The sequence below is a fragment of the Clostridium sp. Ade.TY genome (assembly GCF_000498355.1).
Lineage (GTDB): Bacteria > Bacillota > Clostridia > Clostridiales > Clostridiaceae > Clostridium.
Genome location: NZ_AVSV01000003.1, coordinates 292,868 through 316,284, shown reverse-complemented (window position 1 = coordinate 316,284; position 23,417 = coordinate 292,868). Strand labels below are relative to the sequence as shown.

Annotated in this window: 23 protein-coding genes; 2 read left to right on the top strand and 21 right to left on the bottom strand. The window is 28.0% G+C overall.

Translation table 11 applies throughout. From position 1 onward, the window contains the following. Nucleotides 1–214 precede the first annotated feature (214 nt). On the top strand, nucleotides 215–1,348 hold the full coding sequence (locus O212_RS0102185; RefSeq protein WP_029699112.1) for a DEAD/DEAH box helicase: 1,134 nt from the start codon (nucleotides 215–217) through the stop codon (nucleotides 1,346–1,348). A gap of 150 nt (nucleotides 1,349–1,498) precedes the next feature. Here the strand turns inward: O212_RS0102185 and O212_RS0102180 are convergent, their stop codons facing one another. From O212_RS0102180 to O212_RS0102170, 3 genes are all read right to left on the bottom strand, one after another. Further along, the gene (locus O212_RS0102180) at nucleotides 1,499–2,848 is read right to left on the bottom strand and encodes an MATE family efflux transporter (RefSeq protein ID WP_024613532.1); all 1,350 of its coding nucleotides are present in this window, start codon (nucleotides 2,846–2,848) and stop codon (nucleotides 1,499–1,501) included. A gap of 43 nt (nucleotides 2,849–2,891) precedes the next feature. Continuing rightward, nucleotides 2,892–3,722, bottom strand: coding sequence for an alpha/beta hydrolase-fold protein (locus O212_RS0102175; RefSeq protein WP_024613531.1), 831 nt, complete (start codon nucleotides 3,720–3,722; stop codon nucleotides 2,892–2,894). Nucleotides 3,723–3,806: 84 nt separating this feature from the next. Continuing rightward, nucleotides 3,807–5,786 (bottom strand): fructose-1,6-bisphosphatase, encoded by a 1,980-nt coding sequence (locus O212_RS0102170; RefSeq protein WP_024613530.1) that lies wholly within the window; start codon nucleotides 5,784–5,786, stop codon nucleotides 3,807–3,809. 169 nt (nucleotides 5,787–5,955) lie between these two features. Here O212_RS0102170 and O212_RS0102165 point away from each other — a divergent pair, with 169 nt between their 5' ends. Then, nucleotides 5,956–6,471 carry a ferritin gene (locus tag O212_RS0102165; protein ID WP_024613529.1) on the top strand — a complete coding sequence of 172 codons (516 nt, stop codon included), beginning with the start codon at nucleotides 5,956–5,958 and terminating at the stop codon, nucleotides 6,469–6,471. Between the two features lie 13 nt (nucleotides 6,472–6,484). Here the strand turns inward: O212_RS0102165 and O212_RS0102160 are convergent, their stop codons facing one another. From O212_RS0102160 to O212_RS0102070, 18 genes are all read right to left on the bottom strand, one after another. Beyond that, entirely contained in the window at nucleotides 6,485–7,120 is a 636-nt protein-coding gene (locus O212_RS0102160) for a DUF488 domain-containing protein (protein ID WP_024613528.1), read from the bottom strand. A gap of 200 nt (nucleotides 7,121–7,320) precedes the next feature. Next, nucleotides 7,321–8,232, bottom strand: coding sequence for a 3'-5' exoribonuclease YhaM family protein (locus O212_RS0102150; protein WP_024613527.1), 912 nt, complete (start codon nucleotides 8,230–8,232; stop codon nucleotides 7,321–7,323). Between the two features lie 99 nt (nucleotides 8,233–8,331). Beyond that, a complete protein-coding gene (locus O212_RS0102145; protein ID WP_024613526.1) occupies nucleotides 8,332–9,162 on the bottom strand; it encodes a CAP domain-containing protein in 831 nt (276 codons plus the stop codon). Nucleotides 9,163–9,443: 281 nt separating this feature from the next. Beyond that, on the bottom strand, nucleotides 9,444–10,178 hold the full coding sequence (locus O212_RS0102140) for a biosynthetic peptidoglycan transglycosylase (protein ID WP_024613525.1): 735 nt from the start codon (nucleotides 10,176–10,178) through the stop codon (nucleotides 9,444–9,446). A 166-nt stretch (nucleotides 10,179–10,344) separates the two neighbouring features. After that, a complete protein-coding gene (locus tag O212_RS0102135) occupies nucleotides 10,345–11,241 on the bottom strand; it encodes a GNAT family N-acetyltransferase (protein ID WP_024613524.1) in 897 nt (298 codons plus the stop codon). A 48-nt stretch (nucleotides 11,242–11,289) separates the two neighbouring features. After that, a complete protein-coding gene (locus O212_RS0102130; RefSeq protein ID WP_024613523.1) occupies nucleotides 11,290–11,952 on the bottom strand; it encodes a TVP38/TMEM64 family protein in 663 nt (220 codons plus the stop codon). A gap of 124 nt (nucleotides 11,953–12,076) precedes the next feature. Next, entirely contained in the window at nucleotides 12,077–12,940 is an 864-nt protein-coding gene (locus O212_RS0102125) for a homocysteine S-methyltransferase family protein (RefSeq protein WP_024613522.1), read from the bottom strand. 20 nt (nucleotides 12,941–12,960) lie between these two features. Beyond that, the gene (locus tag O212_RS0102120) at nucleotides 12,961–13,503 is read right to left on the bottom strand and encodes a GNAT family protein (RefSeq protein WP_024613521.1); all 543 of its coding nucleotides are present in this window, start codon (nucleotides 13,501–13,503) and stop codon (nucleotides 12,961–12,963) included. A 92-nt stretch (nucleotides 13,504–13,595) separates the two neighbouring features. Then, nucleotides 13,596–14,552, bottom strand: coding sequence for an MraY family glycosyltransferase (locus O212_RS0102115; RefSeq protein ID WP_024613520.1), 957 nt, complete (start codon nucleotides 14,550–14,552; stop codon nucleotides 13,596–13,598). 240 nt (nucleotides 14,553–14,792) lie between these two features. Next, entirely contained in the window at nucleotides 14,793–15,434 is a 642-nt protein-coding gene (locus O212_RS0102110; RefSeq protein ID WP_024613519.1) for a V-type ATP synthase subunit D, read from the bottom strand. 3 nt (nucleotides 15,435–15,437) lie between these two features. Next, entirely contained in the window at nucleotides 15,438–16,817 is a 1,380-nt protein-coding gene (locus tag O212_RS0102105) for a V-type ATP synthase subunit B (protein WP_024613518.1), read from the bottom strand. Further along, nucleotides 16,810–18,588: a V-type ATP synthase subunit A gene (locus O212_RS0102100; RefSeq protein WP_024613517.1), complete on the bottom strand. Its 1,779-nt coding sequence runs from the start codon at nucleotides 18,586–18,588 to the stop codon at nucleotides 16,810–16,812. Before O212_RS0102100 ends, O212_RS0102105 begins: the two co-directional genes overlap by 8 nt. 18 nt (nucleotides 18,589–18,606) lie before the next feature. Beyond that, nucleotides 18,607–18,918, bottom strand: coding sequence for a V-type ATP synthase subunit F (locus tag O212_RS0102095; RefSeq protein WP_024613516.1), 312 nt, complete (start codon nucleotides 18,916–18,918; stop codon nucleotides 18,607–18,609). After that, nucleotides 18,911–19,912, bottom strand: a complete 1,002-nt coding sequence (locus tag O212_RS0102090; RefSeq protein ID WP_024613515.1) for a V-type ATP synthase subunit C — start codon at nucleotides 19,910–19,912, stop codon at nucleotides 18,911–18,913. The genes O212_RS0102095 and O212_RS0102090 overlap by 8 nt, the downstream gene beginning before the upstream one ends. Nucleotides 19,913–19,928: 16 nt before the next feature. Further along, nucleotides 19,929–20,525 (bottom strand): V-type ATP synthase subunit E, encoded by a 597-nt coding sequence (locus O212_RS0102085; RefSeq protein ID WP_024613514.1) that lies wholly within the window; start codon nucleotides 20,523–20,525, stop codon nucleotides 19,929–19,931. 18 nt (nucleotides 20,526–20,543) lie between these two features. Beyond that, nucleotides 20,544–21,020, bottom strand: a complete 477-nt coding sequence (locus O212_RS0102080) for a V-type ATP synthase subunit K (RefSeq protein ID WP_029699107.1) — start codon at nucleotides 21,018–21,020, stop codon at nucleotides 20,544–20,546. Between the two features lie 25 nt (nucleotides 21,021–21,045). Next, nucleotides 21,046–22,995, bottom strand: coding sequence for a V-type ATP synthase subunit I (locus tag O212_RS0102075; protein ID WP_024613512.1), 1,950 nt, complete (start codon nucleotides 22,993–22,995; stop codon nucleotides 21,046–21,048). Continuing rightward, the gene (locus tag O212_RS0102070; protein ID WP_024613511.1) at nucleotides 22,982–23,308 is read right to left on the bottom strand and encodes an ATPase; all 327 of its coding nucleotides are present in this window, start codon (nucleotides 23,306–23,308) and stop codon (nucleotides 22,982–22,984) included. The genes O212_RS0102075 and O212_RS0102070 overlap by 14 nt, the downstream gene beginning before the upstream one ends. Between the last annotated feature and the right edge of the window lie 109 nt (nucleotides 23,309–23,417).

The following is a 23,417-nucleotide window of genomic DNA, read 5'->3' as shown; positions in this document are numbered from 1 at the left end:
AAATTAATCTTATATTTGCTTTATTGTTAATAAAATAAAAAATATATTATACAATTTTCATTAATTATTATATCAACATTTACAACTAATTTATTATTAACTTTTTTTCTAAAGAGTAAATATTTATTTCTTTTATTTTATAATTTATATACACTTTTCTTTATATTATGTATATACTATAAGTTATGACTATTTAACATAGGAGGATAAATTTATGAAAACATTTCAAGAATTGAATTTAAGTAATGATATAATAGAAGGATTAAAAAAACAATCAATCGATACGCCAACTGAAATACAATCTTTAACTATTCCAGAGGTTTTATTAAATAAAGATGTTATTGGTGAAGCACATACTGGAAGTGGTAAGACTCTTGCTTTTTTAGCACCACTATTTCAAAAAATAGATACTAACATTCAAGGTGTTCAAGTTCTAGTTCTTGCTCCAACTAGAGAACTTGTTATGCAAATTGAGAGACAATGTAAGCTTCTATCAAAAAATTCTAATATCAATATTAATTCAACACCAATTATAGGTGATGTAAATATGGATAAACAAATAAAAAAATTAAAGGAAGATAAGCCTAATATAGTAATCGGAACTCCTGGCAGAGTTTTAGATTTAATAAAAAAGAAAAAAATTAAAGCTCATACTATAAAGACTATAGTTCTTGATGAAGGTGATAACTTACTAGATAATACTCATTTAAAAACTGTACAGGACATAATAAAAAGTACAATGAGAGATAGACAACTTTTAGTATTCTCTGCCACTATAAGTCCAAAAGCAATGGATATACTTAAAGATTTAATGAAAGAACCTATTATCTTTAAAAACAAAGAAAAAATTTCTTTAAATCCTAATATTGAACACATATATATTGAAGTTGAAGAAAGAGATAAGCCTGAGGTAATAAGAAAACTTATTGCAGCTGAAAATCCTTCAAAAACTTTAGTATTTATTAATCGTGGTTTTAATGTTGAACTTATAGCTGATAAACTTAATTATCACCATAAAAATGCATTTGCTATGCATAAAAGAATTACTAAAGAACAAAGACAACAAGCTCTTGAGAAATTTAGAAATGGATCTATTGATATATTAGTTTCTTCTGACATTTCTGCAAGAGGATTAGATATTCCAAATATATCTCATATTATTAATTTAGATTTTCCAACTAATGCTAACGAATATTTACATAGAGCTGGAAGAACTGCTAGAGGTTCTAATAAAGGAATTACAATATCTTTAGTTACACCTAAAGAACTTAAAAATCTTAAACAGTATGAAAAACAATTTAAAATTAAATTTAAAAAGATGAAATTATCTCATGGAGAACTTATTTAAAATATAAGTTTATATTTTAGTGACTATTAATTTAATATAACTAAATATAGAAAGTGGTGCTGTCTAAAAGTGCAGCCCCACTATAATTATTCTAATTAAATAATAAATATTTCTTCAATCAAAATACTAATATATATATAAATAAAATTTTTAAAATTCTGCTAGCGCAAAACTTCTTCCTTCCCAACTTCTCTTCTTCCATCTTATTAATACAAGTATTGCTCTAAACCATTCATCTAAAGCAAATCCAATCCATATACCTGGAAGCCCAAGGCCTAGCTGTACTCCTAATATATAAGCTGTACCTACTCCAAATATCCACATTGAAAATACTCCTATATAAACTGGAAACTTAACATCCCCTGTAGCTCTTAGTGCATTTATTCCTACTATATTTATTGCCCTTCCTGGCTCTAAAAATATTTCAATTAATAAAACACTACTTGCTATTTTTATTATGTCTTCATTATTTGTTATAAGCCCCATTATCCCATTTCTAAATAATGCAACTGAAGCACTTATAGCTATTGCTACAACAACTGCTCTCTTTAAGCAATATATACAAAGATTATATGCTTTATCATTTTCTCTCTTACCAATCATTTGACCTATAAGTATACTAGCACCTTGTCCTAATGCTACTGAAAATATAAAAGCAAATGAAGCAATAGTCGTTAAATAACTTTTAGCTGACATACTATCTATACTAATCATATTTATAAAAGCTGTTATAACTAATTGTGATGCACTATATGATATTTGTTCTGCTGCAGATGGTATACCAATTTTTAATATATTTCTTAGATGTTCAAATGGAAATGGCTTAAGAACAGAAAATTTAAATTTATTAAGTATTAATTTATATACTTGAAGACCAAGTATAATTAAAGCAACAATTCTACTTATAACTGTTCCAAGTGCTGCACCACTTGCACCAAGCTCTGGCATACCAAATTTTCCAAATATAAGTGCATAATTGCAAACCACATTTACTATGTTCATAACTAAAGTAACATTCATACAAACTCTAGTTAATCCATAAGATCTTAAAATAGCTGTAAATGTCATAAGTATAGCTTGTGTAAATATTGTTCCACCAACTATATTCATATAAGAAGTTCCAACTCCTATAAGCTCACTTGATGCATTTAACATATTAAATAAAGATACTGAAAATATAGATACCACAAGACTTATAACTACTCCAATAATAAAATTTACTCCTATTGATATACCACATACTTGAAGTATAGTTTTCTCTTCACTTTTAGCTCCAATATGCTGAGCAAGTAATATAGCTGTTCCCGCTGTTATTATTCCAAACATTAAATTTATCATCCAAATTAATTGATTTGCTATACCAACAGATGCAACTGCTAAATCTGAATATTTTCCAAGCATTAAAGTATCTAATCCACCTAATAATGAAAATAACAAGCTCTCAACAAATATTGGCCAAGTTATACTTTTTAATCTATTATTTTTATTTATAGTATTCAAATTTTAAAACCCCTTACAAAATATTAAACCCTTTTTAACTATTCTAATTATTAAAATATAAAAAATCCATCATTACTGGAAATCTTTTATTCCACTCTAATTCATTATGTCTTGCACCTTCATCTATTAAAAATTTAATCTCCTCTTTACTTTCTGAGAACCCACATTCTTTCAATAAATAAAAGGCCTTTTTATTTGATTCTAAATAATATTTTGGGAAATCTTTAACATCATTATTACTTGTTTCCGCTGTCCCTACATCCATATAAATTTTCATATTATATTCTTTTTTTATATTACTTAAAAATTTCATCATATCATTTTCTGCAAAAAATAAGGCAGAAGAAAAGGCACCTATTTTAGAAAATATATTTTGATATTTAAGTCCTATTACTAATGATATTAATCCTCCCATAGAACTTCCACATATAGATGTATTTTCTCTATTTTTAAGAGTTCTAAAGTTATTATCTATATAAGGCTTTAAAGTATTTACTATAAACTCCCCATACAAAAATCCATTTCCTCCTGGGTTGCCAGTTTCTTTTACATGTGGCATTATACTTTGAATTTTTTCATCTCTCCAAGGAGAGTATTCATCATATCTAAATTCATTTCCATTATCAATTCCTACAACAATAATTCCGTCAGTTTTTTTATCATCATAAAATTTATCCATAAGAGTTTTTACATCCCATATCATACCAAAAGAAGATAACTCTTTATTAAATAAATTTTGTCCATCATGCATATACATAACTGGATAATTTTTATTACTATATTCATAATCCTCTGGTAAATATATTCTGATAGTTCTACTTCTATTTAATTCCTTCATATAAAATTCTTTTATTATTTTTATTGTTCCTTTCACAAACCCCTTCTCCTTTATTCATTTATTAATTTCATCCACCATATTATACTATTTAAAAATACATTAAATTTTATTTTTAAATATTTATCTTTTTTCTTTTATTAAACCTTTTCTATATGCTTCTAAAAGCATCTTTAATTCTTTTATTTGATTTTTAAGTTCCATTCCTATATCAGTGTCCCCAACTCTCTTTCTATCAATTTTTCTTTCAACAACTATACTCGTAGATAAAATATCATTTTCTTCTGTAATAGCATTCTCTATTGATTCAAAAGGTTGATGTGACACTAACTGAAGCCCATATGAATTATATATTAAAGTATAACCTGCAATTCCTGTATCTTTTCTATAAGCCTTTGCAAAACCTCCATCAATAACTAAAACTCTTCCACCACATTTTATTGGGCTTTCGCCAAGTTTTTCTTTTACAGGAACATGACCATTAATTATTTTTGACTCCTCAACATCTAAGTCAAATTCTCTTAATATTTTTGAAACTACCTCTTCATCATTTCTATATGCATAATATGGATTTTTAGCCTCTCTATGTGTTTTTTTATCTTCTATAAAGTATCTCTCAAATGTAGTCATTTCCTCTTTTCCAAATAAAGATGATACAGGGCCTGTCCATAAGTACCACATAATATCCATCCCATATAATTTTTCTTTAGTTCCAACTTTATTAAAATATCCTTCCCTTGCTAATGAATCAAATTTTTCTAATAGTTTTCTTCCATAATACTTTTTACCATTTATAGTAAAATTTTTAAATGTTCCATCATCATTTAAAGGTATACATCCATGTAGTAATAAATTTTTATTGTAAGTTAAATACATACTTCCTTTAGAAAATAAAAATGTTATATGACGTTGCAATTTATCACTATTTACAAATGATACTCTTAACTTTTCAACTAACTTTTCTTCTTCATCTGTAAGCTTAAATGGATTTTTATAATCTATAGTTGGAAAATAAGAATCCTTAAGCTTATATTCTTTCCCTTTTATAATTATTGTTCCTTTTTCATAATCTATTTTATCTAAAAGTAATCTATGATCTAATTTAAATTCTGGTCTTCTTTTTATTATTTTTTCCTCTAATTTAAATTGTATTATTGATATTGCTTTATGCATTTTAGCTGTTAAATCAAGTTCAAATTTTCCATATCTACTAATATCATTAACCTTCGGTATAAATTCTAAGCAAGGATCATCTTTATAATATTTAAGGGCAAATGTCGCAAGTGGCATAATATTTATTCCATAACTATCTTCTAAAGTATCTAAACTTCCATATCTTGTTGCTATTCTAATAACATTTGCCATACAAGTTTTTTCTCCTGATGCTGCTCCCATCCAAAGCATATCATGATTACCCCACTCTATATCAACAGAATGATGTTCCATAAGTTTTTCCATTATTATATCTGCTCTAGGACCTCTATCATATATATCACCTAATATGTGTAACCTATCTATAACTAATCTTTGTATAAGATTTGATAAGGCTATAATAAATTCTTTTGCTCTACCAATATCTATAATTGTTGTAATTATTCCATCATAATATTCTTGCTTATTAATCCCATAAAATTGTTCATGTAATAACTCTTCAATTACATAACTAAAATCTTTTGGTAATGCTTTTCTTACTTTTGATCTAGTATATTTTGATGATTCACTTCTACAAAGCTCTATAAGTCTATATAAATTTATTTTATACCAATCATCTATATTTTCTTGTTCTCTTAGAACAATATCAATTTTCTGTTCTGGATAATATACTAATGTTGCTAAACTCCTTTTTTCGCTATCCATAAGCGAATTCCCAAATACACTATCTATTTTTCTTTTAATGACTCCTGAGCCATTTTTAAGTACATGTACAAAAGGCTCATACTCCCCATGTAAGTCAGTTAAAAAATGTTCTGTTCCTTTTGGTAAGTTTAATATAGCAGCTAAATTTATAATTTCTGTTGAAGCTTCTGCAACTGTTTTATACTTTGTTGACAATAACTTTAAATACTTAATATTCTTTATAATTTCATCATCATTTATAACCATATCTCAATCCCCTTATTTGTAATCGTTTAATAAATTATATAACATTTTTCCTTTTTATCCAAATTTATAATTTTTGTTACAAATATTCTATGCTAATTGATAATTTATTCCTTAAGGGGTAAAATACTAATAAGAAATATTTTATTTTAAGGTATAAAGGAGAGAAAAAATGTTAAGTGAAAATTTATTAAATAGTCTTAATGAACAAGTTAATTTTGAGTTTTATTCATCTTATGTATATTTATCTATGGCTGCATATGCAGAATCAGTTGACTTAAGTGGGTTTGCAAACTTTTTTAGAGTTCAAGCACAAGAAGAGTTAGCACATGCAATGAAATTTTATGATTACATATTCCAAAAGAATGGAACAGTTAATTTAGAAGCTATTGAAAAACCAAAAGCTGATTTTGAAAGTATTATTGATGTTTTCCAAAAAGGATATAATCATGAGCAGTTAGTTACAAGCAAAATTTATAAACTAGCTGATATTGCTTCTGAAGAAAGAGAACACGCTACAATGAGTTTACTTAACTGGTTTATTGATGAACAAGTTGAAGAAGAAAATAACTTTAACTCTCTTTTAAAAAGAGTTAAAAGATCAGAAGGAAATCCAGCAGCTTTATATATGATGGATGATGAACTTGCAAAGAGAGTTTTTGTTCCTATAAATAATAATGCACAATAATAAAAAAAAGCTACTACACTATATTAGTGGTAGCTTTTTTTAAATTTTCTATTCTATATCCAATATCTTTATTAGCTAATTTATATCCTTCTTTTATCATTTCTTCATCAGTCATTGCTGTTCCTAGAAGTGAATCAATTGTTAATTGATTTCTATCTTTAAAATATTTTTCTAATAAAGCCTTTTCTATATCTTTTTGTGATGCAACATCTAAACTATCTAATATGTGATTAACATTAAATCCATTATTATCTAGATATCTTCCTACTAAAATACCTCTTTGGCATCTTATAGGATCTTGCATTGCACCAAGTATTGCTATTCTATAACCTTTTTCACAGCCAACTCTAAGTCTATTAATTCCATTTTGAAAGTCTTCTTCTTCTATAACTTTATCAAAATCTGCATATCCTTCACTATTATATGAAGATTTACTAACCCTTCTCGCTGCTAATTCTTTTCCCATATAAATATAAAAAAAGCCTTCATTTTTTAATATTCTTTTTATATTTTCTTTATCAAACTGTTTATTATATTTAGAATATGGAGTAGCTCTAGTATCAACTACACAATTAATATTAAACTTTTTTAATATTTCTATAAGCTTTTTCATACTATAATTTGAGTGACCTATTGTGTATATATCCATATTCATCCCCCTTTTTTTCTTATAAATTTAATTATAATATATACATAGTATATCAGTTCCATTATGTATTACAAATGCTCTAAAATGCTTGTTTGAATAATTATGTTCATAAATTTTATCTTTTAAGAAAAAAAACATATAGAAACACCTCCTTTTAAGAAGTATTTCCAACTTTTATATTAAATATATTATTAATTAATCTATAAATATAATTTTGTTTCAAGCCTTCTATCATATTCTGACCATGAATTTTCTTCTGTTTCTAATTTTAACCTAGCTATTTTATTCATAGTTGCATCTATTGAATCTGCATAGTTTATTATAAATGCCTCTTCAAGCTTTAATTCTCTTGGTGAACCATATTCTAACTTTCCATGATGTTGTACTATACAACCTTTTATTCTTCTAATAAAATCTTCTGAATAAATCTCTCTATTTGAGTTAATTGCTTCATTAAGCATTTGAACCCCTATTACTATATGCCCTTCCATTTCACCTCTAAGTGTATACTTAAATGGTCCATCATAATATAATTCATAAATTTTTCCTATATCATGAAGTTTAGCCCCAAGTACTGCAATTTCTTTATTTCTGCAATTATATCTTTCTGATAAAGTAATAGATAAATACATAACATTTAAAGTATGTTCTGCAAGACCTCCTATATAATTATGATGCATTGACACTCCACCTATTCCTCGTTTAAACATTTCTAAAAATTCACTATCTTTAAAAAAGTAATCATTTAGAGCTTTTCCTTCTTCTGAAACAACATATTCATTTGTATAATATTCTATTTCTTTCATAATATCATCAATAGGTCTATCTACACTTTTTAAAAATTCATCAATATTATACTCATTTAATATTTTAAAATTTTTTATATCAATATTACCATCTTTCTTACCATCAATCTCTAATATAGTACCTTCACTTATATTTTTTAAATTTTCTTCCCTATGTTGCATTGTAACTTTCATTTCTTCTGTTTTATCACCAAGTATACAAACTATTTTATTTTCGTCTTTAAATATTATCTTCATAACCATTAAAGGTAATTTCATTGTGCTTCCACTTTTTATATCTTTTAAAAACTTTCTATTTTTCTTCATAATTTCCTCCATAATATATATTTAAATTGCTTACTTAAATATTATATGCAAATTATGAAATATTAAAAAAGGTTACTTAAAAAGTAACCTTAAATATTTTTAACTATAAAATTCTTGTGTTGCATACACAGTATTTCCTGATTTATATACTCCAATACCTATACCTGTAAAATTAGGTGATAAAATATTTGCTCTGTGTCCAGGTGAATTCATCCAATTATTCATAAATTCACTAGCTAATTTAGATGCTGATTCTCCTCCAATATAAGCTATATTTTCTCCCCAACTACTATATTTTACTCCATCATTTTTCATCTTTTCAGTAATTAAATTACCTTGTGGATCTCTATGATCAAAATATCCTCTAGTTGCCATATCCTCTGACTTTATTCTTGCATATTTTTGCATAGTTGTACTATAACTTAAGGTTTTAACCCCTGCTTTTTTTCTTTCAACATTAACTAATCTAAATATCTCTGATTCAACCTGTGACATAAAGTTACTACTATCTGAAGCTTGTGTTACAGATTGATGTTTCTCATTTAAATTTGTATTTTTACTTTCATTTGAATTATTATTAATTGTCTTTTTTTGAGTGTTATTGTTTACCTTAACAGTACCTTCTGATTTTCTACTGCTTTCATTCTTATTACTATCTTCTTTTTTAATTGTAGACTTGCTATTATCGCTTGTCTCTTTTTTCGCATTAGATGTAGATGTAGTATTTAATTTATTTAAATCTTTCTGTTCCTTTTTAATATTTTTATTTTTCTGACTCTCATCACTTTTAGTATTATCAACCTTATTTCCATCTTCAGCCTGTACAACTTCTTTGTTACTACTCTTTTCAGCTGAAGAATTTAAACCTACTCCTGAACACCCAACTAATGATGAAGATAGTATAAGCATTGCTATTAATCTGTATTTCATTTTTACAACTCCTTTTTTTCTTTTCATTATGTTGTTTCATCTGTCAATACATTTATACCATAAATATTCATCTTTTCTTATGGTAGATTAATAGCAATCATACATATTTACAACTTTAAAATAAATATTATCCTAAACTGGAATGTATAGCAATTATAATTTTTACAGTATTACTAGCCTAAAGCGGTTATTACATAATTTTACTTGTATAAATTTACTAGGTATATTTTTTCATTTTTATTATTATTTTTATTGTATTTATTCAATATTTTATATAACTTCTAACAATTTTTGGGATAAATATTTAAATTATATAATAAACTACTATCTTTACATTTATCTTTATTATTATTTTTATATACTTTTCCATACTTACTTAATGCATTTATAACTTGTTTTTGTCTCTTCTTAGCTAGTCCATTATTATTACTTAGTGCATAAATACTTGGTGCTTGAGGAATACCTGCAAGAATAGTTGCTTCATCAAAAGTTAAATTACATGGTTTCTTTAAAAAATATCCTTTTGAAGCATTGCTAATTCCAAAATACCCATCTCCAAAGCATATTACATTTACATACATCTCAAGTATTTGTGATTTAGTATATTTTCTTTCTAACTGTATAGCAATAAATAGTTCTTTTATTTTTCTTTTAAAACTTCTTTCATTTGATAAATAAATGTTTTTAGCTAACTGCTGTGTTATTGTACTTCCACCTTCTACAATTTTTCCAGCCATAATATTATTAGCTGTTGCTCTTATTATTGCTATAGGATCTATTGCACCGTGCTCATAAAACCTATGATCCTCTATGGCTATTACTGAGTTTAAATACTTTTCATCTATATCCTCTATTTTTACATAATTAGGTTTCTTTTTAATTTCTTGTACTTTTTTCTCTATTATTTTACTATCAGATAAATTTCTATATTCTAAATAACTTGCTCCAATTGCAACTAACAATATTAAAACAAGAATAATCTTTAGTATATTTCCAAATCTTAAAACTAAGTTCATATTATCATAAACCTTTCTTAGAAAAATATTTCTTATACTTTAATTATAGAATTATACTTTCATTTTTAATATTTAAGTTTATTACTTTTTCCTTTCAATTTTGCAAGAAAAGATTTTCTTAAGTACAAAAAATAATTATAAAATTATAGGGCTACTTAAAGTAACCCTACAAATTTATATTTAAACTAATGTTTTTTTCTTTGTCTTTAAGTTTAACCCAATAACTTAAAACTTCTTTTTCCTTAAAACCTCTTTTTTTATACATATTGTATGCTATTTTATTTACCTCTATAACTATCAAATATATATTTTCTATTTTTTGTTCAACTAAAAATTGTATTGCTGTTTCTAGTAATCTTTTACCATAGCCTTTTCCTCTAAATTCTTTTGATAACCCAATATCAAAAGTTGCATTATTTGCTTCTACATATACATTCATTACTCCAATTTTTTCATCACCATTTAAAACTATAAAGTAATGATTTCCAGTATAAGATTCATTTAAATACTCATTTAGCTCATTTTCATCAAGAGATGCTCCATGGGGCATTTGACTAAATGATCTATTATATAAATCCATATATTCAAATTTATTTTCATCATCTAATTCTTCTAACTTTAAAGTATCTTCTTTTAAAGTTTTATCATCTATTTCCATTATTTTTGCTGAATAAGAAACTTTTAAACCTAACTTTTTAATTATCTCCATAGTTTCTTCTTTTCTAAATCCTAATAAAATTTCATCAGCATTATTTTTATCACATATTAAATATAATTTCTTAATTAAACTTTCTATAATATATTTCTTATCACTATAGCTTTCCAAAATGTCTAATGAATATATATATGCTATTCCTGTTATAGGTATCTCTTTAAGTATAGCTCTTCCAACCCCCAATACTTGGTTATCATCAAATACTATAGCTATTCCTTCTCCATAATTGTATGCTTTAGTATTAAACATATTTTCCATATCTGAAAGAGATACATATTCTTTTTTATTCATAAATATAAGTAATTTATCTTTTTCTTTTGAATTTAAATCACAAAAACTTTTAATCATATTTACGCCTCTTTCCTCTTATATTATATCTTTATTTACATAATATAATTAGCATCCTTTTACTTTATTTTTTGATCCTATTATCTTTTTAGATAATAAAACACCAGCTATAAGTATAATAATAGGTAATATAAATTCAATTGACCACGGATTTAAGAAATTTTCTCCTATAATTGAATAACACATAGTTTCAGGTAAAACACCAATTAAAGATGCAATAATAAAATCCTTATATCTTATCTTTGTAAGTCCACAAGCATAACTTAATGGATCATATGGAAGAATTGGTGGTAATCTTAATAAAAATAAAATTCTAAAACCATTTTTCTCCATATTGTCATCTAGCTTTAAAAGTTTATTACCTATTATTCCATTTACAAAATCTCTTCCTAAATATCTAGATACAAAGAAAGCAATTGTTCCTGATATAAAAAATCCAATCATAGTAAAAATAAATCCATATACCGGTCCAAATAATATACCACTAAACACTGCTAATATGTTAGTTGGTATAAACACAAAAAATGGTTTTATTATATAAACACCAATATAGGCTAAACTAGCTAATCCTTTATTTTCTTTAATAGATTGACAAACCTTCTGAATATTTAATGTTTTTAAATATTCAGCATTAATAGCAAGTACTGTTAATCCACATATAAGTATAATTATAAAAATACAAAACTTTATTTTTGACAAATTATTTTTCAACGTAAAATCTCCTAAAATTAAATACTAAGTAATTTAACTTAAACATATAAGATAAATAATGTAAAGATTAAATTTATATATTTCACTTTTGTTTAAAAAAACAAAGATATCCTTAAGGATATCTTTATTTTTTATTAAGGTTTTTATATAATTCACTTATAAATTCAGGAGTTGTTCCACAACAACCACCAACTATATTTGCACCACTTTTAACTATATCTTTTATATATTTTAAGAACTCTTCTTTTGTTATATCATATACTAATTTATCTTCTACAACTTTTGGTTTTCCTATATTTGGCATAGCTACTATTGGTAATTTAGTAATACTTCTTGCTCTTTTTACAAGCTCTACCATATCTTTAGGTCCTGTTGAACAATTAAACCCTAAGGCATTAACACCTAATTTTTCTAATTCATTAACCATATCATTAATCGTATATCCAAAAATTGTTTTTAAATCATTATTAAAAGTCATAGTTGCAAATATAGGCTTATTCGTAATTTCCTTTGCTGCAATTATAGCTGCTTTCATTTCTTCTAAATCCATCATAGTTTCAATCATTATTAAATCTACACCTTGATCTACTCCTACTTTGATTTGCTTTTTAAATATCTCTACAGCATCTTTATATTCTATATCTCCCTTTGGCTTTATAAATTTACCTAAAGGGCCTATATCAAGTGCTACCAAACAATCAGTTCCATAAGTAGCTTTTTTTGCTACTTCAACAGCACTTTTAACAATTTCATAAACATTAAAAGAACTTGTTTCTAATCTTACATCATTTGCTCCAAAAGTATTTGTAAGTATTATATTTGAACCTGCATCAACATACAGTTTATGAATTTTTTCTATTTTATCTTTATTAGTAATATTATAATCTTCTGGATTTTTACAAATTTTAAGCCCAACATCTTGAAGCATAGTTCCCATAGCCCCATCTAATATCACTATATTATTTTCAAAATTATTAATTACATTCAATATATAATCTCCTTTTCAAACTATTTATTTTCATTTAAATAATCTTCTTTAAATATTGCCATAACTATTTCATCATAATACTTACCATATCTATATATCTCTTTTTTAAGTATTCCTTCTTCTTTAAAGCCTAACTTTTTATAACAATTTCTTGCTCTTTCATTAAATGAAAAAACTCCAAGCTTTATTTTTTCAATATTACATTCTTCAAATATAAATTTAATTAATATAGAAAGTGCATCATATCCATATCCTTTGCCCCAATAATCTTTGTCTCCTATCATTATTCCAATAGTACAATTTCTATTTTTTATATTAACTGAATTTATACTACAACCACCTATACATTTGCCACTATCTATTTCTTCTATTGCAAAATCATAAGTTAAATCATTTTGCTCTCTAATCTTCTTTATCCATCTTTCCTCATTCCATTTATTTATAGGAAATGGTATGTTTAAATCCAAAAAGCTTTTTACTTCTGAATCATTTACAAATTCTAAAACCTTTTCGATATCTTCCTCTTTATATGCTCTAAGTAATACTTTCTTTCCTTTATACATTATAATCAGCCCCTAAATTATATTTTTAATTTATATTATATATTTTATAATATAAAAATAAAAGCACTACTTTAAAGTAATGCTTATAACTTCTATGGATGATTATAAAATAATAATATTATTGATAAGAATGAACAAACTATGCTTATTCCTACAATAAAATGCACTATTTGTGGTTTTGTTAAGCCTTTTTCTTCTAATCTAAAATGCATTTGACTTCTATCAGCTTGATATACTGGCTTACCTTCATTAAACCTTTTAAATATTACAAATAAATTATCAAATATAGGCACTGCTAACGCTAATATAGGTAATAAAAGACTTAATACTGTAGCTTGTTTAAACGCCCCATCTAAGGCTATAATACTTAATATAAATCCTAAAAAATTTGCTCCAGAGTCTCCCATAAATACCTTTGCCGGATATCTATTATAAATTAAAAATCCTGCTATTGCCCCAGCTAATGTTATTGATATACTTGCTGAATATTCTTGTGATAATATTATTGCTGCAACAAAAAATGTAGCTGAAGAAACTAATGATATTCCTCCTGCAAGTCCATCCATACCATCTGACCAGTTTATAACTGTTGTAACACCGAATATCCAAGTTATACTTAAAACAAATTGTAAAAAAGTATTCAATTCAACATATACACCTGTAAATGGATTTGTAAAACCTTTAAATGCTATACCTGCATTAAAGACTATTATTGCCGCCAGTATTTGTATTATAAGTCTAGGTAATATTGGAAATTCTTTTCCTACTGATTTATAATAATCATCTACTAGCCCTATAACTAATATAAGAAATGACGCTAAAAATACCCATATTCCATGAGTACTTTCAAATCTATTAGCTATAAAATAATAAACTACAAAAAATCCTATAAACATAGTAAGTCCACCACAAAGAGGTGTTACCTTTTTATGTTTCTTTCTTTTTGTTGGCTTATCTGTAAAACCTATTTTATGTGATAGCTTCATTATTAATGGCATAAGTATAGCTACTATTAGAAATGAAACTATAAATTCTATAAAATAATTCATTTTTTTCATTCTCCTAAATCTCGTTAGACTATAAACTCTTATATATGAATTTATAACCTAATAAGAATTATACTATTAATATACTATATTATCAATTGTATTGATTCAAAATTAATTTTGTTGTAAGGTTTTCAAGGAATATCACCCAATAATTTCATAATATAGTTATATTAAATTGTAAAATCCTAACTTTAATAAATAATTACACCTTAGAATATTCTAAGGTGTAATAAATTTAACTTATCCTCTTTGCTCTATCATGCTCTTAACTTTCATAAGTCTTGTTAAAGCACTTCTTTCATTTTCATCAAGTTTCATTCTTATATACTTGATAGTTTCTTGAAGCTGAGGAATTGTCATATATTCAAGAGCATTAACTCTTCTTCTTGTTTTCTCTATTTCATCCGCCATAAGTTGACATGACTTTTCTACTTCTGCTAATTCTAAAAGCTTTGGTAATATTCCATAAAGCTTTGTTATAGCATCATCAAGTTCTGATGATGTGTTCGCAAATCCATATGGGAAGATACTACCTTCATCTCCTTCAAGCTGTCTTTTAAAGTTCATAACTGGAACATTAACACTCATTATGTTTTTGTTTCCAACGTCTACTGAGATGCTTTCTTTTGGATAAGCAATTGCTTCCTCTAAGAATTCTGAACTCATTACAGCTCTAGCCATAACAAAATCCTTTAATGAACCTTCAAGTTCACCTTCAACTTCTTTTCTTAAAGTATTGTTATATTTAACAAGATTAATGAATTGTCTCATTAACTCATCTTGCTTATCTTTTAAAAGCTTATGACCTCTAGTAGCTGTAGTTAATCTCTTCTTCAGCTTTGTGAGTTCCATTCTAGTAGGATTCACATTTAATCTAGCCATAGCCTATTCTTCCTCTCTTGGCATATATTTTTCAAGGTATTCATCTCTAATTCTCTTAAGCTCAGTTCTAGGAAGTAATGCTAGTAGCTTCCATCCTAAATCTAGAGTTTCAGTTATAGTTCTATTTGTAGTGAAGCCTTGTGAAACATATTCATTTTCAAAAGCTTCTGCAAATTTAGCAAATGCTTTATCAGTATCTGAAAGAGCTGATTCTCCTAAGATTGCTGATAATTCTTTTGCTTGCTTACCTTGAGCATATGCTGAGAATAATTGGTTCATTGTATCTGCGTGATCTTCTCTAGTTTTTCCTTTACCGATACCTTTATCTTTAAGTCTTGAAAGTGATGGCAATACATCTATTGGAGGCATAATACCTTTTTTATAAAGTTCTCTTGAAAGTATTATTTGTCCTTCTGTTATATATCCAGTTAAGTCTGGAATTGGATGTGTTTTATCATCTTCAGGCATTGTAAGTATTGGAATTTGAGTAATTGAACCTTCTTTTCCTCTAAGTCTTCCTGCTCTTTCATATAATGTAGAAAGGTCAGTATATAAGTATCCTGGATATCCTCTTCTTCCTGGAACTTCTTTTCTAGCAGCTGAAACTTCTCTTAGAGCTTCTGCATAGTTTGTTATATCTGTCATTATTACAAGAACGTGCATTCCTTTTTCATATGCTAAATATTCAGCAGTAGTAAGAGCCATTCTTGGAGTAGCTATTCTTTCGATAGCTGGGTCAGAAGCTAAGTTCATAAATAGAACTGATCTATCTATAGCTCCTGTTTTCTTAAATTCATCAACGAAGAATTGAGCTTCTTCGAATGTTATACCTATAGCTGCGAATACAACAGCAAATTTTGAATCAGAATTTAAAACTTTCGCTTGTCTTGCAATTTGTGCTGCAAGTTCTGCATGTGGAAGTCCTGATCCTGAGAAAACTGGAAGCTTTTGTCCTCTAACAAGAGTGTTAAGTCCATCTATTGCTGATATTCCTGTTTGAATAAATTCTGATGGATAATCTCTAGCAACTGGATTTATAGCTTCTCCATTTATATCAAGTCTTTTTTCTGGTATTATCTTTGGACCATTATCTATTGGTCTTCCCATACCATCAAAGACTCTTCCAAGCATATCTTCTGAAACACCAAGTTCAAGTGGTCTTCCTAAGAATTTTGCTTTAGTTCCTTTTAAGTTAATTCCTGAAGAACCTTCGAAGATTTGCACCATAGCTTTTGAACCATTAACTTCTAGTACTTTACCTCTTCTCTTTTCTCCATTTTGTAATTCTATTTCAACTAATTCGTCGTATTTAACTCCTTCAACACCTTCAACAGCCATTAAAGGTCCTACTACTTCAGTAACTGTTCTATATTCTTTAGGCATTTAGAACCCCTCCTTCGCTGATAAGTTTGTTCATTTCAGATGTTAAATCTACTCCGATTTGATCAATCTTTGCTATATCTTCTTCTGAGATGTACTTAGCTCTAGCTATTCTATCTCTGATTTCACTCATACCTAATATTTTATCTAAGTATACTCCATTTTCTAAAGCTCTATCTGCTTCATGTTTGAATTGAAGTATAAGTTTTAACATTTTGTGTTGCTTATTTAATGAAGTATATGTATCAACTTCATGGAAAGCATTTTGTTGAAGATAATCTTCTCTTATTGACTTAGCAATTTCAAGTTTTAATCTATCTCCTTCTGAAAGTGCATCTATACCAACAAGTCTTACGATTTCTTGAAGGTTTGCTTCTTCTTGAAGTAAAGCCATAGCTTCTACTCTAAGTTCTGACCAATCTGATGCAACCTCTTCATCCATCCATTCACCAATTCTATCTGCATATAATGAATATGAATTTAACCAGTTAATTGATGGGAAGTGTCTTTGATAAGCAAGTTGAGCATCTAATCCCCAGAAAACTTTAACAATTCTTAGAGTTGATTGAGTAACTGGCTCTGAAATATCTCCTCCTGGAGGTGATACTGCACCGATTGCTGTAACCGCTCCTTCTCTTCCATCTTTTCCAAGACATACAACCTTACCAGCTCTTTCATAGTAATCTGCAAGTCTTGATCCAAGATATGCTGGGTAACCTTCATCACCTGGCATTTCTTCAAGTCTTCCTGACATTTCTCTTAATGCTTCTGCCCATCTTGATGTTGAGTCAGCCATGATAGCTACTGAGTATCCCATATCTCTGAAATATTCAGCTATTGTAATACCAGTATATATTGATGCTTCTCTAGCAGCAACTGGCATATTTGATGTATTAGCTATAAGAACTGTTCTCTTCATTAAGCTTTGACCTGTTTTTGGATCTTTAAGTTCTGGGAACTCATTAAGAACGTCTGTCATTTCATTTCCACGTTCTCCACATCCAACGTAAACAACTATTTCAGCATCTCCCCATTTAGCAACTTGGTGTTGAACAACTGTTTTACCAGCTCCGAATGGACCTGGAACTGCTGCAGCTCCACCTTTAACAACTGGGAAGAATGTATCTATAACTCTTTGTCCTGTAGTAAGTGGCGCAACTGGGTTTAACTTATTTGCATAAGGTCTTCCCTTTCTTACTGGCCATTTTTGCATCATTTTAACTTCTTTGTCTCCATCTTTAGTTTCAACAACGCAAACTATATCTTCAACAGTAAAGTTTCCTGATTTTATATCTTTTACTTTACCTTCTACTCCAAAAGGAACCATTATCTTATGAAGTACTACTGCTGTTTCTTGAACTGTTCCTATAACATCTCCAGCTGATACTTCATCTCCAACTTTAACTATAGGATTAAATTCCCAAGTTTTTTCTCTATCTAATGATTTAACTGAAACCCCTTTTGTTAGGAAATCTGAACCCGCTGCCTTCATGAAAGCATCAAGAGGTCTTTGAATTCCATCAAACATAGCTTCAATAAGTCCTGGTCCAAGTTCAACACTTAGTGGCTCTCCAGTTGTAACAACTGGGTCTCCAGGTCCTATTCCTGAAGTTTCTTCATATACCTGTATAGATGCCTTATCGCCTCTCATTTCTATGATTTCGCCGATAAGACCTTTTTCTCCAACTTTACATACGTCAAATATATTAGCTTCATCCATACCTTCAGCAACTACTAAAGGTCCTGAAACTTTGATTATTTTTCCGGTCTTCACCTTACAAAACCTACCTTCCTATAAGATATTAACGCCAACAGCTTTTTCTACATTATCGCTAATTCTTTGCATTCCTATATTTAATGATCCTTGATTGCTTGGAATTAATATTACAGCTGGAAGTGTTGCCCTATTGTATCTTTCAATAGTTTCTTCTATTTCTTTTGCAACTTGCTCTGTTACAAAGATAACTGCGTAATCTTGCATAGCTAATCTATCTATAGTTTTTCTTGCTTCATCAGATTCAACAACTGGAAATACATCGATACCTAAAGCTTTAAATGCTAAAACTGAATCTTTGTCTCCAACTACACCGATCTTTTTATACATAAATATCACGCAGCCTTTCTCTAATTACTTCCCCTGAGATATTATTGAGTTTACCAACCATTATAATTCTAACTACTTTTATTTCTGTTTCTTTTGCATATATATAAGCTAATACTGGTTCCACACCAAAAGGTATGAATTTAGCTTCTTTCATCATATTCATAATGTAGTTATCAATTAATTTTTCTAAAAGACTTGCTGAACCAGTCTTCGTATAATCTTCAATTCCAAATCTTATAAGTTCACTATAATCAGTGAAAGATAACTTATTTGATATGTTCTCTGGTGCATCATTTAAAAATCCTACTATTGTATCTTTATCAATAGCTCCACCAGTAATTATAACTTCTTGTAAGAAATCTCTATTTTTGTTTTGCTTCTTAACTCTTAATAAAGTTTTTATGTTAGTTAAATCTATTAAAGCTTTAACATATTTATCAACAAACATATCATTTAATTCTTTAGCAATATCCTTCATTTCAGCAAACATAGCATTATCTAAAATAATATCAATTTCTTGTGGATCTTTATTTGCTTCAAAAGTTTCTTTAGCTTTTTCTATAGCTTCTCTCATAACTTTTGGAAGTTCTCCTAAACTGTTATTATTTACACTTTGTTTTAATGTGTGAATATCAATTTTACCAACTGATATTAACATTTCACTAAAATCTTTTTGAAGGAACATTCCTTTTAAAAGAACTTTTATATTATGATAATCATACTTTATACTCATTAAATCTATTAAAGCTTTTGATGGTGATGCATCATACATAAGCTCATAAACTCTCTTAAGTTCTTTTGATAGTATTATTTCATAATCTTCCGCTCTTTTAACACCTGTCATAACATTGGCATACTCAGATTCTTGAAGCACTTTAAGTGCTTCATTTGCAGAATCTCCATCAATCATTCTATCGATTTTCGCTTTATCAAGGAGTCTTGTTTCTAATACTCTAAGTCTTGGTATAACTTGAGTAAATTCCATTGAATTCATTCTTTTTCCTCCTTAATTAAAATAAAACTTGAGCTACTTCGAATTCTAAATCATCTCTTGATGAGTTTACTAAATCTTCGAAAGTATTATTTATTTCTATGCCATCCTTTTCTAAGATAAATCCACCTCTGAAAGTTCTTAATTCATCACTGATTTTAAGTTCTCCCTTTTTACCTTTTCCTTTTAATTCACTATTTATTTCTCCAAGTAGTGAATTATCTAGAACTGATTTACCTTTTTCATTTAATATAATATTCTCATCCCCAGCAATATCTGAGTTAACTATCATATTTTTTATGAAGCTTTTTAAATCTTCATCTGACATTTTACATAATTCATCTATACTTTTTTCAAAAACTGAATCTATAACTTCTTGTTTAGCTTTTAGCTTTTCATTTCTTGCTTTAAGCTCTGCACCTGAAACTATTCTTTCTTGTCTTGTTTTTGCTTCAATTTTTGCCTTTTCTAGCATAGAAGCCTCTTCTACTTTAGCTGCACTTTCTTTTTTAGCAATTATTTTTGCTCTTTCTTCATTTGCAGCATTAAGAATACTTTCCTTTCTCTCTTCCGCATCCTTTAAGATTTTAGAAGTAAGATTTTTTACGTCTGACATAACTTCACTTCCTCAATATTAAAACTTGAATACTAATAAGATTGATACAACGAATCCTAATAATGCATATGTTTCAACCATAGCTGCAAATATGATACCTTTAGTTGTTTGTTCTGGCTTTTTAGCTAATATTTGAATACCAGCTGCTGCTGTTTTACCTTGAGCAATACCTGAGAATAATCCTGCTATAGCAATTGGTAAACATGCAAATAATAAGTATAATCCGCTTTGGAATGACATATCTGGTGTAATCTTTAAGAATACTAATAATCCGATAACGAATCCGTATAAACCTTGTGTACCTGGTAATAATTGAAGTACTAACGCTTTACCAAACTTCTCTGGTTGTTCTGTCATTAATGAAGCTGCTGATTCCCCAACTAGTCCAACCCCTTTAGCTGAACCTATTCCTGATAATCCTACTGCTAATGCAACACCTATTGCTGCAAATACAAATCCTCCGTTTTGTGTAAAAAATTCTATCCAAGTATTCATTTTAAATTCCTCCTGTTTAATAACATTAAATCTCTTTTTTTATTTTTATATATTTATCTAGTGTCTTAAATGGTTTAAATGGCTTTCCGCCACCTTCATAGAATTTTGAGAAGTATTCAACATACTCTAATCTACATGTGTGAACGTAAGCTCCTAATAATGATAATCCAAAGTTGAATATTTGACCTAAGATAAATACTAATGGTCCAAATATAAAGAATGCTACTCCTGGGAACATACTTATAATAAGGTTAATTGCTCCAGCTATAGATCCTCCAGCTAATCCTAAGGCCATTAATCTTGTATATGAAACTAAGTCTCCTATATATCCTGTTATTCCATATAAAGCATATAAACCTTCTCCTAGCTTACCTCCAACTGATTCCATGTGTCTTCCTTGTGTTAATACAATAAGTATCATACCGATTATCATACACCACATACCAACAGTTTTTACAACTGGATTTCCTGCATATGCACCAAATCCAAATGCTCCTATTGATACTAATGTTATAACCCATGATCCTACATCACAAAAAGCATCAAATGGTTTTCCATTTCTTATTAATACGTAAGCTTTTATTCCAAGTCCAAAGAATATTTGAACTACACCAAAAACTACTGACATAATAAGTATTGTAGTAACATCTTTGTTAGTATCTATAAGTGCAGGTAACTTTATTAAATCACCAAATACTGCTCCATATATAAGTCCAAAGATTATTGTTGGAAAACTTAAATAGAAGAAGAACTTAGCAAATTGTCTTTGCCCATCATCTAATTTTAATACTTTAAGTGCTACAATTGATCCTATAAGTAGTAATACTCCATATCCAACGTCTGCAACCATCATTCCAAAGAATAATAAGAAGAATGGTGCTAAAAGTGGTGTTGGATCTATTTCATCATATCTTGGTAAACTATACATTTCTGTTATATTTTCAAATGATTTATTTAAATCATTATTTTGTAATCTTATTGGGACTTCACCCATTTCTTCTTCCTTTACATCCTCAAATGCAAGATAATAATCTTCTCCAAGCGTATCTTGAATTAATTTCTTGAAGTCATCATTATCAGAAACAGCAATCCATCCTTGTATTAAGCTTACCTTTTCAGTTTTTAAGAAGTTATTTTTAGCTGTTTTTCTTGAATATACATTTGAAAAATATTCAAATGCTAACTCTAAAGTTTTTACTTCTTCTTCAAGAGTTGCTAATTCTTCTTTTATAAAAAACTTTTCAGATTCTATTTTTTCAATTCTATCCATGCTTTGGTGGATAACTCTTATTGGAGTTTCATTTTGCTCAGTCTTAAATGAACTAAATCCAAGACCTCTTAAAATCTCCTCAACTTCTTCTTCATTATCTTTATAAACTAAACATAAGAAGAAAATGTCGTCGTTAGTTTTTGATATTATCTCTAAGTAATGATCTTTTAAACTAGATTTTAGTTCTTCTTCATATTGCTTAGAAACACTTCCTAAGAAGTAAGGTGTCTTCATACTCTTTAAATCTTCAAAGGATACATCTAATCCTTCTAATGGTTTTAAAGATTCTATGACGCCTTCAAGTTTTGTCTTCTCATTTTCTAGATTTGCAAGGTGAACTTCTTTTTCTTTAAGCATTGAATAAATATCATTCCAATTGCTATTATTAACAGTATCTTCAAGATCTGTTAATGTTAAAGTTCTCTTTCCTTCACGCATTGCTTTTAATCCTGATTTTTGAGGTACATAAGCCCTTAAAAATTCTAGGGCAAATCTAGCTTTTGATAAGTCTTCTTCACATTTTGCAAATTCTGAATCAACTTCATCTTTTAATAATCCTTCTAAAGCTTCTTTGCCTTGGATGTATTCATCATTTTGAAGGTTTATAAATTCAACCTCCCTAAAGCCTTGTAGCTTCTTTAAAAGATTATCTTTTTGTGATTCAAAGCTAAGCAAAGTGAACTTATTCATCTTAACTATTGCCATGAATCTTCACAATCCTCTCAATCACTAATTTTACAGCATTATTTTTTTTATCTTCTTTAATGTCATAGATATCTTTGGCTTCTTGCTTTCCCTTATTTAATATAGGTTCAGCTTCTTTATTGCCTGCTTCAACAGCATCATTCATTATACTATTGCACTTGTCCTTAGCACCTTCTAAAACTCTATTATAATTTTCAGTAGCTTCAACGGTAGCTTTTTGAACGATATCTTTTGCTTCGGCGTTTGCAGACTTTATTAATGCTTCCGCTTCTGCTTCTACTCTTTTAATCTCTTTAATTGCTTCTAATGCCAAAATCTCACCACCTTTGCACTTAAATGTGTAATAATATATGAATTAATACTTTATATAGTATTAATTACTTTTTATTCATATTTTTAATTATACACTTTTTGAGGATAAT